Source organism: Enterobacter sp. R4-368 (assembly GCF_000410515.1).
In the GTDB taxonomy this organism is placed as follows: Bacteria; Pseudomonadota; Gammaproteobacteria; order Enterobacterales; family Enterobacteriaceae; genus Kosakonia.
In genome coordinates this window covers 138,779-151,880 of sequence record NC_021500.1, presented here as the reverse complement: position 1 = coordinate 151,880, position 13,102 = coordinate 138,779, and the positions used below count along the sequence as shown (strand labels likewise).

At 50.7% G+C, this 13,102-nt stretch carries 13 protein-coding genes; 5 read left to right on the top strand and 8 right to left on the bottom strand.

What is annotated here, in order from left to right; all coding sequences use genetic code 11:
* Positions 1-72: 72 nt before the first annotated feature.
* From H650_RS00705 to H650_RS00695, 3 genes are all read right to left on the bottom strand, one after another.
* Positions 73-1,251, bottom strand: a complete 1,179-nt coding sequence (locus tag H650_RS00705) for an alpha/beta hydrolase-fold protein (RefSeq protein WP_016495766.1) — start codon at positions 1,249-1,251, stop codon at positions 73-75.
* 377 nt (positions 1,252-1,628) lie between these two features.
* Positions 1,629-2,039, bottom strand: coding sequence for an ASCH domain-containing protein (locus tag H650_RS00700; protein ID WP_016495765.1), 411 nt, complete (start codon positions 2,037-2,039; stop codon positions 1,629-1,631).
* A 111-nt stretch (positions 2,040-2,150) separates the two neighbouring features.
* Positions 2,151-2,426, bottom strand: a complete 276-nt coding sequence (locus H650_RS00695) for a hypothetical protein (protein WP_016495764.1) — start codon at positions 2,424-2,426, stop codon at positions 2,151-2,153.
* A 370-nt stretch (positions 2,427-2,796) separates the two neighbouring features.
* Here H650_RS00695 and H650_RS00690 point away from each other — a divergent pair, with 370 nt between their 5' ends.
* Complete coding sequence (locus H650_RS00690) at positions 2,797-3,729, top strand: ATP-grasp fold amidoligase family protein (RefSeq protein ID WP_016495763.1); 933 nt, start codon at positions 2,797-2,799, stop codon at positions 3,727-3,729.
* Here the strand turns inward: H650_RS00690 and H650_RS00685 are convergent, their stop codons facing one another.
* Both H650_RS00685 and H650_RS00680 read right to left on the bottom strand, forming a co-directional pair.
* Entirely contained in the window at positions 3,730-4,803 is a 1,074-nt protein-coding gene (locus H650_RS00685; RefSeq protein ID WP_016495762.1) for an ATP-binding protein, read from the bottom strand.
* On the bottom strand, positions 4,800-5,504 hold the full coding sequence (locus H650_RS00680) for a response regulator (RefSeq protein WP_016495761.1): 705 nt from the start codon (positions 5,502-5,504) through the stop codon (positions 4,800-4,802). The genes H650_RS00685 and H650_RS00680 overlap by 4 nt, the downstream gene beginning before the upstream one ends.
* A 435-nt stretch (positions 5,505-5,939) precedes the next feature.
* Between H650_RS00680 and crrC the strand changes: the two genes are divergently transcribed.
* The 3 genes from crrC to H650_RS00660 all read left to right on the top strand — a co-directional run bounded on the left by crrC (position 5,940) and on the right by H650_RS00660 (position 10,673).
* On the top strand, positions 5,940-6,326 hold the full coding sequence (gene crrC / locus H650_RS00670; protein ID WP_016495759.1) for a colistin resistant protein CrrC: 387 nt from the start codon (positions 5,940-5,942) through the stop codon (positions 6,324-6,326).
* Between the two features lie 271 nt (positions 6,327-6,597).
* Positions 6,598-7,521, top strand: a complete 924-nt coding sequence (locus H650_RS00665; protein WP_016495758.1) for an ABC transporter six-transmembrane domain-containing protein — start codon at positions 6,598-6,600, stop codon at positions 7,519-7,521.
* Between the two features lie 38 nt (positions 7,522-7,559).
* The gene (locus H650_RS00660; protein ID WP_016495757.1) at positions 7,560-10,673 is read left to right on the top strand and encodes a multidrug efflux RND transporter permease subunit; all 3,114 of its coding nucleotides are present in this window, start codon (positions 7,560-7,562) and stop codon (positions 10,671-10,673) included.
* Positions 10,674-10,744: 71 nt separating this feature from the next.
* Here H650_RS00660 and H650_RS25600 read toward each other — a convergent pair whose 3' ends face one another.
* From H650_RS25600 to H650_RS25595, 3 genes are all read right to left on the bottom strand, one after another.
* The gene (locus tag H650_RS25600; RefSeq protein ID WP_158539526.1) at positions 10,745-10,912 is read right to left on the bottom strand and encodes a hypothetical protein; all 168 of its coding nucleotides are present in this window, start codon (positions 10,910-10,912) and stop codon (positions 10,745-10,747) included.
* Between the two features lie 365 nt (positions 10,913-11,277).
* Positions 11,278-11,760 carry an RES family NAD+ phosphorylase gene (locus tag H650_RS00650; RefSeq protein WP_016495755.1) on the bottom strand — a complete coding sequence of 161 codons (483 nt, stop codon included), beginning with the start codon at positions 11,758-11,760 and terminating at the stop codon, positions 11,278-11,280.
* A gap of 62 nt (positions 11,761-11,822) precedes the next feature.
* Positions 11,823-12,284, bottom strand: coding sequence for a hypothetical protein (locus H650_RS25595; RefSeq protein ID WP_189660087.1), 462 nt, complete (start codon positions 12,282-12,284; stop codon positions 11,823-11,825).
* 201 nt (positions 12,285-12,485) lie between these two features.
* On the opposite strand from H650_RS25595, the gene cspE reads away from it, so the two are divergent.
* Positions 12,486-12,698 (top strand): transcription antiterminator/RNA stability regulator CspE, encoded by a 213-nt coding sequence (gene cspE / locus H650_RS00645; protein WP_016495754.1) that lies wholly within the window; start codon positions 12,486-12,488, stop codon positions 12,696-12,698.
* Positions 12,699-13,102: the final 404 nt, after the last annotated feature.

Genomic DNA, 13,102 nt, shown 5'->3' with positions numbered 1-13,102 from the left:
AAGCGTTAAATGTTGTCTTGATTTTGTCCGCTGGCAGCGCTGTTCAGCGCCAGCGGACGAGACTGCAACGTCTTATTTAAACAGCTTCTGCACAAACTCAGCATAGGCGGGACGCCAGACATCCATTTCATGCCCCAGGCCGGGATACGCTTTATAGCTAAACGTGATGCCCTTTTGCTCCAGTTCTTTTTTAAGCCCGGCAATATCCTTCCCGGTGACGGTATCTTTTTCGCCCACCACCACCGTGAAGTTATGCAACTGCTTATTCACTTCCTGCGGCTTATTGAGCTGCGCTGTCACACCCGCATCCGGGACGGTGGCGGTGGTGACACCACTGAATGTCGCCAGCCAGCCAAAGCTGTCCAGATGGTTCATCCCGGAAACCAGTGCCTGAAAGCCCCCTTGTGAGAGACCCGCCAGCGCACGTCCGCCAGCATCCTTGCGCACATTAAAGCGGGCATCGACCAGCGGAATAATGTCATGCATCAGTTCGCGATCTGCCGCTTTGGCATTAAGCGGATAGAAGGTTTTGCGCCGCTCTTTCGGCGGGAAATTTTCCGGGATCGCCTGCACGATATCCGTTTCGGTATCCGGCACCACCACCAGCATGGGCTTGATTTTCCCTTCGGCCAGCAGGTTGTCCATTATCTGCGGCAACCGCCCCTGATCAATGGCGGAAAGGCCGGTATCGCCAAAGCCATGGTAGAAATAGAGCACCGGCAGAGGTTCGCCTTTACCGTTGTAACCCGGCGGCGTCCAGATATACATGCGACGCTCTGAACGCAGCTCTTTCGCGTGGTAGGTCACCGTCAACAAATCACCATGGGGCACAACGCGATCGTCAAGAATACTGCCCGGCACCAGAATCAGGCTGGTATTGACCTGGCGCTGCGGTTTCTGAAACCGGCTTCCTGTATCCACCGAACGAAAACCATCGACATCAAAGTAATATTCGTAAAGGTTCGGTGCCAGTGCGGCGCTTTTCCACGACCATATGCCGTGCTCATCTTTTTGCATATCGTGTGAAACAACGCTCTCCGGGGTTGAACCGGTCACCACCGATACCCGCTTTGCGCCCGGTGCGAAAAGGCGAAAGGTAATACTTTTATCGGCGTTAACCTGGGTTACATACTGACTTACCGGCACAGATAAATCCGGCGTCGCCGGTAATGGCGCGGCCACGGCAGGAAGCGTCGCGCCCGCAACAAGCGCGCTGACGGTAAGCGCCAGCCAGGTAATGTGTGTTTTCATATTCCACTCCCTCATTGTTTTTTTCGTTAAGGCAGAATGTGTTAGCGCATTCCCACCACGCTTCAACCTGAACGCCAGCCCGCCTGATCAATGTTACCCGCGAAGGCTGGCAGCAAAAGTTTGCGTAGTGAGCGGATTTTTAAAAACCGGTTTCTGTGCGTTTTGCGATATATGTTGCGTAAATCAGCGACTTTTAACCAATTTGAACAGGGTTAAGAACGAGAGGACGTTCTGTGAACATCACGCTGAGTTTCTGCATGGCGAGCTTTTCGACCTGTTGCAGCGGTGCGAGTTTTGAAGGTAAAACAGGTGAAACGCGCCCGTCGCGTTTCACCTCGGGAGTATTAGGAAATGCGGATCGACCGTCAATGCACGGTTTAGAGAACCTCAACCACCGCGAACTCTTCCGCGACAAGCTCCATCTGTTCAGAGAAAAATCCCGCGCGGGTAAAAAAGGCTTTGTGCTCTTCGCGCCAGTATTCAAGGCTTAAATCGCCCTCGCCCTCTTTTCTGGCAAACTCTTCCGTCACATCGCAAAAGCGTACCAGGCGCAGCGCTAGCATTCTGATGACGCAAACCGGGGAATGTTGTCCGTCGAGAATAATATGATAACTGCCGATTTTGGCTGCCGACTCTTCAGCGAGGTAGGAAGCAAGCGAGCAGCAGGAGGCCGTTTTTTTCCCACTCACCACTAAGCGTGCAAGCGCGTTTGCCATCTCCGCATTATCGCCAAATGACCATGCCTGTGCGCCGGGATAGGCGTTTTTTAGTTCATCAATTTTCGTCATGCTGGACCTTTTATCGGCGTATTATCGGCGTAACTTCGCGGCAACCCGCGTTCAGAGCGGGCATTGTGCCGCCGTATTTCCCATCCATTAACGTAACCGTCTACGTTTTGATCACTGCTCTTTTTTGCGCACAAGAGAGGTGACAATGGCCGTCAATCCACCGATAAGCGGCATCGGTCCTGCGCCGGCGAGGAAGTTTTCGCGATCGATTTGGTTATCACGGCGAATATCCGCAAAGCGGGCAAGCGCATTTTTTTCACTGCTCGCGCTGATCTCTTCAAACTGTTTTTCGAAGCCCTGCGCCACCAGTTGTGAAGCGGCATCCCCTTGCGAACTTTTCAGCACAACGATTTGCTTACCTTTTTGATAAAAACTGTAATCCGTCATTTCTCACTCCCTCATAGAAAAGGTGGCCCGACAGGTAATATATCTGGCTTAAGTGAATTCTGAACCTATTTTCTGCGCAATTTGTTAAACCGGTAAGAAAGACCCTTTTATCTTCAAGCCCTGTACTTTCCTGCAAAGATAATTCGCGTTTCTCTTTCCTTACTCCCGCCCCATATTTCGCGGTCACACGCCGGTATCTGTGTTGAGATTTAACTTAAAGGAAGATATTGCCCGTTCCCTTCTGCCAAGCAGAACTTAGCCAACTCGTTTAAGGATGTTTTACCTGTAGCCACTCCATCGTCACTCCATATTAGCGGCAATATAAATCAATAAACCCTCTGCAGAATGTTTACTGTCCGCAGGAGGAAAAATGAACAGATTTAATTATTTCATGAAATACACCGAGTATCTGGGTCGAAAACTTTTAACCGGTATGGTTCAGGATCACCAGTTTCATAGCAAAAGATTAAAAAGACTCACGGGCAGAACCCCCGATCTGGTTAATCCGGTGACGCTGAGCGAAAAAATATGCTACCGCATGATGCATGACCATAACCCACTCTATACGCGGCTGGCAGATAAACTGGCGGTGCGCGATTACGTTGCGACGCGTACGCAGAAAGTACAATTACCCACCTTGCTTTGCGTCTATGACAACGTGCAAAGCATCGATTTCAGCCAGTTACCGGACAAGTTTGTGCTGAAGTGTAATCACGACAGTGGTAGCGCAGTAATATGCACCGATAAGGATAAACTCAATATTGCACGCGCGCTGCAGAAGCTGGATTTTGCCCTGCGCAAAAATATGTATTACACCACCCGGGAATGGCAGTATAAAAACATCAAACCGGTTATATTGTGCGAAAAATACATTGATTTATTTTCCGAAAGAGACAAAAGCCGCACGCCAGAAATGCTGAGAATACACTGTTTTCACGGCATCGCGGGTTTTATCGAAGCGGATTTTACCGATGACGCCGGTCACGGTTTTATTAATGTCTACAATCGCTGCTGGCAGTTGCAGCCCTTTCAGTTGGAATATCCCAATACCCCCGGGGCGATACCTGAACCGGAATTATTGCATAAGGCAATAACCGCTGCGCAGGAGCTGTCAACCGGGATCGATTATTGCCGAATTGATCTTATGCTGCAGCGTGATGTTATTTATTTCAGTGAAATCACCCTCAGCCCCCGGCGCGGCAAGTTACAAATCTCACCGCCAGAGTGGGATACCCGGCTGGGTGAGATGTGGAATATGGCCGCGAGACAAACCAACCCGCAGTTGCAGACACTGAAAGCGTAATCACGGTTGTTTCCGTAGGGGCCATGAGAGGCGAAAAATGGAATGGCCCTGATCGGTTAACGTGTAGGTAACGTCGCCCTGATGGGCAAGCATGATGGCTTTCAGCACTGACAACCCCAGCCCACAGCCTCCCGGATTGGTATCCCTTGCACTGGCGCCGCGCTGAAAGGGGTGAAACATAAATTTATGAAACGCCTCCGGGATCCCCGGCCCCCCATCCTCGATGAGAATAAAGTTCTCGTGTTCATTCGCACCGTGGCGGATCACCATGCTTTTAGAGGTGGCATATTTTATCGCGTTATCGAAAAGGACAGTCAGACACTGAATGATTCGCAGCGGATCGCACTGGCATTGCTGGGGATGTAATTCGGTCGCGACGGTAAAATGGCTGCGTTTAAATTCCAGCGCAAAGGAATCCACCGCGCTCTGAATGATCTCCTGCAAATCCACTTCCGCGAGCGTTAACGTAAATTCGGCCCCGCCGGATGAACTCACCACCCGCAGATCTTCTATCAGGCTGGATAAACCCTCGGTTTGCTTTAGCAGATTGTTAAACAAGGTTGGATTTGGCTCGAATACGCCATCCACCAGCCCCTGTAAACGGCCCCGCAGAATGGTAACCGGCGTGCGCAGTTCATGGGCGATGGCGGCATTCCAGGATCTGCGCTGCGCATCCATTGTTTGTAGTTTTTCCGCCATCTCATTGAAGTCATTAACCAGATGATTAAGCTCACCCAGATGGGAACTGGCGCAAAACGCTCGTGCGCCCAGATCGCCCTGGGCTATTCTGCGCAGGCTGGTCGCAACGGAGCTTAACGGGGTCAATATTCTTGCCGACAGTTTTACCGTAAAAAAAAGCGAGATGGATAAACTTATCGCGGAAGCAATCAGGATCCATAACCAGTCCAGATAGGTCATCTGATCCTCATTCCCGGCCATTGCCCCGCCGGGAATGTAATAAATGATAAAGGTATAAAACAGGTAGGAGCCGATAACCGAGACAGCAATAACCGTCAGCGTCAGCGAAATCATAAACGCCAGAACCTGGCGGCTTAACGGATGGCCTTTGTTCATTTGTTTTCACCTAACCGGTAACCCATGCCGCGAATACTTTCCGGAACCCCTTTTAACCCGCAGTTTTCCAGCTTTTTGCGCAGTTTGCTCATATGGCTGTCCACCGTGCGATCCAGGGTATCGCCTTCCGGCAGGCAGGCATTGAGCAACTCTTCGCGCGAGCAGACTTTTCGCGGGTTACGCGCCAGATAGGCCAGCAGTTTGAATTCGGTCGTTGTCAGTAAGGGAGAGATAACCTCGCCGCAACCATTGATCTCCACATAAAAATCTTGCGGATACACCGTTAAAAAGGGGGTGCGGATAGGCTTGTTGTGGAGTTGTTCGTGGCTGGCCTTTGCCCTGCGCAGCACGGCTTCGATACGTGCGACCACCTCAGTGGGATTGAAAGGTTTAACGACATAATCATCCGCGCCAAGCCGCAGCCCCATCAGTTTGTCGATATCCTGATCCAGTGCCGTAACCATGATGACCGGAATATTGCTCTCTTTTCGCAGTGTGGAAAGGACAGTCCAGCCATCGAACACTGGCAACTGAATATCCAGTAATACCAAATCGGGCTTTTTCAGCCGACAGGTATCTATTGCCTGCTCGCCGTCCGCCGCGCGCAGGGTGCGCATCCCCGAACGCTGAATATAACTGGTCAGAATATCCGCTATTTCATCATCATCTTCAGCAACAAGAATAAGATAGTTGTCGTTCATGATTTCTCCACCCACCACTGATATTGCAGGCATTCTGTGACCTGGCTTGCGCGAAAGCATACACCGATGTTTTCGCTGAGGTTAATGCACCGATGCAAATGCCGTTTTTCTAAGCTGTTTCTGAAGCCAGGCAATAACGCGCAGGTCATCAGCGAACATGAGACCCGCTTGTGCGACGAAAGTTGCATACAGGTAAACCCGCTGACGTCTCATTTTTTTCTCAATGTCTGACGGCAACATCCGCAAGTGAATATTTACCAGGCAGACGTACACACTCGCTCCACATTCGGGTAATCAATTTTCCACAGTCCTGGATAACAATAGAAAGTAAGACATAGAAAATAACGTGTTACTGGAAAACGACGACATAAATAAACACGGTAAAAACATCTTATTTCATTACCGGTAACGCTATCTTTCGGAGTAGAAATATCAATGAAGTACTTACGGAAGCTCACCACTGAAAAAATCAGTTCATTGATGATATTTTCGCTATGGTTATGGGGAATGTTCTATATATGGCTTATTTTGATGCACAACGTTGAGGAAAAAGTAGGTGCGACGCTGCTTTCATCACCGTTTATCTATTCGGCGTTAAGCGTTTCACTTTTATTGTTTTTGCTACAGGAAAAAGCGGGCGTACTAAAAGAGCTGGCGCTTGTCACCTTCGTTTTGGTCATCATATTTCTTCACCTTATTCTCATCTTTAATATTCTGTTACTGAGGTTTCCTGATATTTATGATTTTAGTTTTTATTATGAGTGTTTTTTGATTATTTTCCTCGGCGTTACGCCGATGTACCTTTTATTGCGGATCCTCTGAATCTTGTTGAATGCGAAGCAACGATTTTTGGCGATAAGCGTGGTGACAAGTAGCCAGAAAATTCTGGCATCTTTATATCGCAGATAAACTAGCTGCCTCCATATAGCCTCCATAAAGCAGCCATTCTGCGTAAACATCAAAACGATACATTGCATCAATGCACTGTAATTCTGGCGCATATGTTAATCGGCTCGCAATGAAAGCGCAGGGGTGATTAAGCATAAAGGTAAGCCAGGATTGTTCATCCATACCGGGTAGATACTTTTTTATAATGACGTCGATAAATAAACACCCACCGTCCTCCACTGAAAATGTGAAAAGGACATTAAAACATCTGGCCGTAAAAAACGGGAAAAAGCTCTCGGTGACTTTTTTGCTGGTGATTGCGGAAAACGTGACCTATTTGTTATATCCCGTGCTGGCGGGCATCGCTATCAACGCGATTCTGGCGGGGAATGCCCTTACAGCCGCGCTGTATGGGCTGATGATCCTCTTTATCTGGATCCTCGGTGCAACCCGTCGCAGCATCGATACGCGCACATTTGCACGCATTTATGCCGGTCTTGCCGTATCGGTTATTATTGCGCAGCGTAAATATCAGCTTAATCACTCAACCATCGCCGCACGGGTGGTGTTAGCCCGTGAATTTGTTGATTTCTTTGAGATGCATCTGCCGATGCTGATGACCTCGATTATTTCCCTTTTTGGCGCGGCCATTATGCTGCTCATCATTGAGTTTCACGCCGGGGTGATGTGTGTGGTTATTGTCATTATTCTGTCGTGCTTTCTTAAAGGCTATACCCGTAAAAATGAGTTGCTGTTTAACCGGCTGAATAACCGACTGGAGAAGGAGGTGGACTATGTGCATAAAGCCACCACGCTCTCGCTTAACCGCCATTATTCCTCCCTTGCCCGCTTGCGAATCAGACTTTCCGATCGTGAAGCGCTGGGATACCTGGCGATCGGCGTGCTGATCGCCCTGCTCTTTACCCTGACCATTATATTAATGACCTCAACCCAGGGGGTGAACGCCGGGCATATTTATTCGGTAATGACGTATATGTGGATGTTTGCCACCAGCCTTGATGATGCTCCGCAACTGCTGGAGAAGTTTTCACAACTTAAAGACATTGGTCAACGCGTCAAGACGGATGATGTCGATACCGGGACATTATCACCGCAGCAGAAACCTTGAGTTTACTCACCTCGCCTTAATTGTTCGGAATTGATTTCATGCCACAGTTTTTTATTGACCGGCCTGTTTTTGCCTGGGTTGTTGCACTGTTCATTATATTGAGTGGGTGTTTATCCATCCCGCATCTTCCGGTCGCACAATATCCGTCGGTCGCACCGCCGAGTATTATTATTTCGGTCAGTTTTCCTGGCGCATCGCCTGACATGATGAATAGCTCGGTGGTTTCACTTATCGAGCGAGAGATCACCGGTGTCGACAATTTGCTCTATTTCGAGTCCACCAGCGATACCAGCGGCATGGCGTCTATCACAGTGACGTTTAAACCCGGAACGGACAGCAAACTCGCGCAGATGGATGTGCAAAATAAGGTAAAAACCGTGGAGCCGCGCCTACCGCAGGCGGTGAGACAAAACGGTGTCAGCGTTGAAGCGGCCGAGTCTGGTTTTCTGCTGATGGTCGGACTGAAATCCGAAACGGGTGCCTATCAGGAGGCGGATCTGAGTGATTATTTCGCCAGAAACATCAGCGATGCACTTCGTCGCGTGCCGGGCGTGGGCAAGGTTCAGTTGTTCGGCGGTGAAAAAGCCATGCGCATCTGGCTTGACCCGGTAAAAATGCACCATTACCAGCTTTCAGCCAGTGACGTCATCAGCGCGGTGAGCCAACAGAATGTGCTGGTTTCACCCGGCAGATCGGGAGACGAACCGGCGCTGCCGGGCCAGGACGTCACTTATCCGTTAACCGTGAAGGGGCAACTCACCTCTGTTGCGGAATTTAAAAATATCACCCTCAAAGCGACCACGGACGGCGCGCGTCTGACGCTTGGCGATATCGCACGCGTGGAGTCTGGGTTACAGAGTTATACCTATGGCATCCGGGAAAATGGCGTTCCGGCAACGGCAGCAGCGATTCAGCTTTCGCCAGGCGCGAATGCCATCAGCACTGCCGCAGGGATTCATCAGCGGCTGGCCGAACTGAGCACCGCGCTGCCGCAGGGCATGGCGTTTACCGTTCCGTTCGACACCGCCCCTTTTGTCAAAGCGTCGATCATCAAAGTGGTACAAACGTTAGCCGAAGCGATGGTGCTGGTTTTTCTGGTGATGCTGATCTTTTTGCACAATATCCGTTGCACGCTCATCCCGGCCATTGTTGTTCCGGTGGCGCTGCTCGGGACATTCACCGTGATGCTGCTAAGCGGCTATTCCATCAATATTCTGACCATGTTTGGCATGGTGTTAGCCATTGGTATCATCGTCGATGACGCGATTGTTGTCGTCGAGAACGTTGAGCGACTGATGGCAGAAAAAGGCCTCCCGGCGCGCGAGGCGACCCGCGAAGCGATGCGGGAAATCACACCGGCGATTATTGGCATTACGCTGGTGCTCACCGCCGTATTTATCCCGATGGCCTTTGCCAGCGGTTCGGTCGGGGTGATTTACCGCCAGTTCACGGTTTCGATGGCGGTATCGATCCTGTTCTCCGCTTTTTTAGCTTTAACGCTGACGCCTGCGCTCTGTGCCACCCTGCTGAAGCCGCAACGGGAAAACGCGTCGTCAGCGGGAAAATTCGCCGCCGGGTTTAACCGTTATTTTCAGATGCTCTCTTCACGTTATACCGCGGGACTGGGGTATGTAGTAAAGCGCGCCGGGCGAATGATGCTGCTCTATGCCGCGCTGTGCGCGGCCCTGGTGATGGGGTTAATCACGCTGCCATCCTCTTTTTTGCCCGAAGAGGATCAGGGCTATTTTATGTCCTCCATTCAGCTTCCCTCCGAGGCCACGATGCAGCGCACGCTCGCGGTGGTGAAACGCTATGAAGATGAGGTAGCGGCACGGCAAGCCGTTGATAGCAATATTATGATCCTCGGTTTCGGTTTTTCAGGCTCGGGACAAAACTCCGCGCTGGCTTTTACGACCTTAAAAGCGTGGTCATCGCGCAAGGGCATCGCAGCCCAGGATGAAGCCGATCTCATTCAGGCAAAAATGCAATCCGTGCCCGACGCGGTCACCATGAGTCTGCTGCCGCCCGCTATCGCTGATATGGGCACCTCTTCCGGCTTCACCTTTTATGTTGAAGACAGAGCGGGCAAAGGCTACGAGGCGCTGAAACAGGCCGCAGACAGGCTGGTTTTACAGGCAAACAAGAGTGCAAATCTTGCGGATGTCTATATCGATGGATTACCCGAGGGGGCCTCTATTTCCCTGAACATCGACCGGGAAAAAGCGCAAGCGTTAGGCGTATCGTTTGAGGAGATCAATCAGGCTATTTCTGTCACCTCGGGTTCAAACTACGTTAATGACTACACCAATGCTGGCCGTGTCCAGCAGGTCATTGTGCAGGCCGATGCGGCCTACCGAATGCAGCCTGAAACGCTGTTAAAAATATCCGTAAAAAACAGGCTCGGGGAAATGGTGCCACTTTCAGCTTTTGTCACCTCGTCCTGGCACCAGGCCCCGCAGCAACTCAATCGTTATCAAGGATACCCGGCCATTCGCATTACCGGCAGCGCCGCTTCGGGTCACGCCAGTGGTGAAGCGATGAAAACTATGGAGCAACTGGCAAAGGCATTACCGCCAGGGTTTACCGGCGAGTGGGCGGGCAGTTCGTTGCAGGAGAAAGCCTCGGCGTCCCAGTTGCCAGGGTTAATCCTCCTGTCTGTGCTGGTGGTATTTCTGGTGCTGGCGGCACTGTATGAAAGCTGGTCAATTCCCGTTTCCGTGATGCTGGCCGTGCCGTTGGGGCTTATCGGCGCGCTTATTGCTGTTAGCGCCGCCAGTATGACCAACGATGTCTTTTTCAAAGTGGGCCTAATTACCCTGATTGGTCTTTCAGCCAAAAACGCCATTTTGATTGTCGAATTTGCCCGGCAGCTACGCCACCAGGGCATGAGCACCCTGGAGGCAACATTTGTGGCGTCCCGACAACGGCTGCGCCCGATTTTGATGACCTCGTTAGCCTTCACGCTGGGCGTTGTTCCCCTGATACTCGCCAGTGGTGCCAGCGCCAGCACGCAGAATGCCATCGGTATTGGGGTTTTCGGGGGCATGATCAGCGGCACCGTATTCGCGATTTTCTTTGTGCCGGTATTTTTTATTGTGGTGACAGCATTTTTTGACAGGAGTTTGCGATCCATAAATGAACCCAAAGCGTGACGTATAACCAGGCCGACACAAGCCGGTACGTGTTTGTTTAAAGCCCCGGAAAGGGGCTGAACCGTGGTTAACTAGGGTGCGGGGGGAACGGGTGGCGCCGGTGCCAGCTCCCTCACTTCCAGCCGGACTTCATAACGCTTGCCGTTTTCCAGCGCCGGCAGATTTTTAACCACATTGTTCAACGTATCGACCGGGGTGGTAGTTTGCTGGACGACACCATACACGAGGGATCCCGGCACGGGCGGGCTATCCCTTTGTAACGGCGGCGGTTTTATATCGCCCTCCGGGGCAGCAAAAACAGAAAAAGTGCACACCATAACGGCAGTGGCCAGGCGTGTCTTCGTTAATCCTCTCATGCTGTCCTCCGCGTTTGTGGTTAAAAAAACATCACCCGAGGGAAAATAGCCCGCCAACAAGAAGGGAATGTGAACGCGTTTCGCAAGAAAGGAAAATTGCCGGACAACATCGCGACGTCATGGCCAGTAACGGCGTCGCGGCAGGCATTTCTTTCGCCCGCCATGTACGCTTTTGGCTTCCAGCACGGTACTCAGCATCGTAGCCAGACCGTAGTGGTGTCTATCCGGTGCGTTATGTCAGCTTCGTACTATTCAATAATATTGACCTGACATTGGCCGTTGTCATTCCAGGCAAAAAGCACCAGATGCCAGAGCCCGGGCGCTTTACGCGAAGGGTCAATTAAACCATTAAAGCCGAGTAATTCCAGCCGATTACGCACACCCCACGAGCCGGGAACGCCGCCCTCTTTCACCATTTCCTGCCATGGCGCAATCGCATCTTGAAGATTAATGCCCGCAGCCAGCACGGCATCTGCACTCCGGAGATCAAAAATGTTCTTTGCCATAACCCTGACTTTGACTATTTCCAGGCTGGCGCTTCGGTTGCTACGGTGGGATTGCATGGCTGCCTCTACACCAGCCGGCGATGAACTCAGGTACAGCGTTGGCTGATGGCTGTCAGAATAGCGCCCTGGCGCTCTGGAGCCGGCTAATGCAAAGTGCCGGTAAGCCGGATCAACTGCGCGATAAAAGACCCCGTCAACCGCTGTAAAATGCGTTGTCAGATCCATAAATCTCCTCATTGTGTTCTGAGAAAAAGTCTGCCATGGCAGCCGCATCGATTCTGCTTCGTTTAATGGCCTGATTTCCGTCCTGCTGCCTGTGCTGATACGAGGATAAATTTGATGCTGCTCAATATGTAGTCCGATCCGCGTTGCAAGGTCAACAAGCGCGGCGTATCACCGTCGATGGCACTTTTGCCATTCTTGGGGGACGAAAACATGGCTGACAGAAGACCACTTAATCCAGACGTCGTCGTACCTAAACCTGGTGGTGGCACACAACCTCGCGATCGCAACAATAACGGAAGGGTTCGTGAGAAACGCTCGGACGCAGGTAAATCGAGAAAATGATGACCGGGGCCACCTTGCGGTGGCCTTTTTGTTTTGTACGCTAAGCGAATTGGCAATGCAACCCTGCAAAAACTCTGCGAAATAACAGGCTTGAGAAAGTACTTAAAGCCAGGCAAAACAGACAGCCATGCAGCCATCCGGGCGTGTAAGTGGTTAAAATAAAAAAACATAAACGTTGCCAAATCGAACTCGCTATGTCTTAATAGCGCCATCGGTTTGGAATACAGACCTTATGAAAGCAGTTTTAGTAAAGCAGTCCTCAGTTCAAGAGTTATCCAAAGATACCCTTCTTCGTGAGCCTCCTCCTAAGTGCCAAATAAGTCACTCTATAATCACAGGCCATTATCGCCGCGCTTCGTGGCTCATTAATTAAGGAAATATCAATGTCTAATAAAATGACTGGTTTAGTAAAATGGTTCAACTCTGATAAAGGTTTTGGCTTTATCACTCCGGACGACGGCAGCAAAGATGTGTTTGTTCACTTCTCTGCAATCCAGAGCGACAGCTACAAAACCCTGGATGAAGGTCAGAAAGTCTCCTTCACCATCGAAAGCGGCGCGAAAGGCCCTGCAGCTGGTAACGTTACCGCGCTGTAAGTCCTGCCCTTTATCAGCGGTGCTTACCACAGCGATGAAGGCAAACAGCCTGAGCAGTTAAGCGCGACTGAGAATAAAAAACCCGCCTGGTGCGGGTTTTTTATTGCCCGCATTTCGGCAAAACGGAGAGCGGCGCCGCCAGACAGGCGTAGTGCTGTTTGGCACAACCAGAAAAGCGACATTAAGAAACATCCTGCCAGATGAATAAATATTGAGAGCCCGCCCACATTTAATTCGCCGCTATCCCCAAAGAACATAGAGCACTAATTAAAACCAGGCTAACCGGTAATTTCGCAAGCCCGTCAGTATGAATGACGGCACATATAATATATTCCCTCTTAGTTTTATCTCTGCCAATAAAAACCTTTGCTGACTCATGATTACAACGCTGATCGAATAAAAGC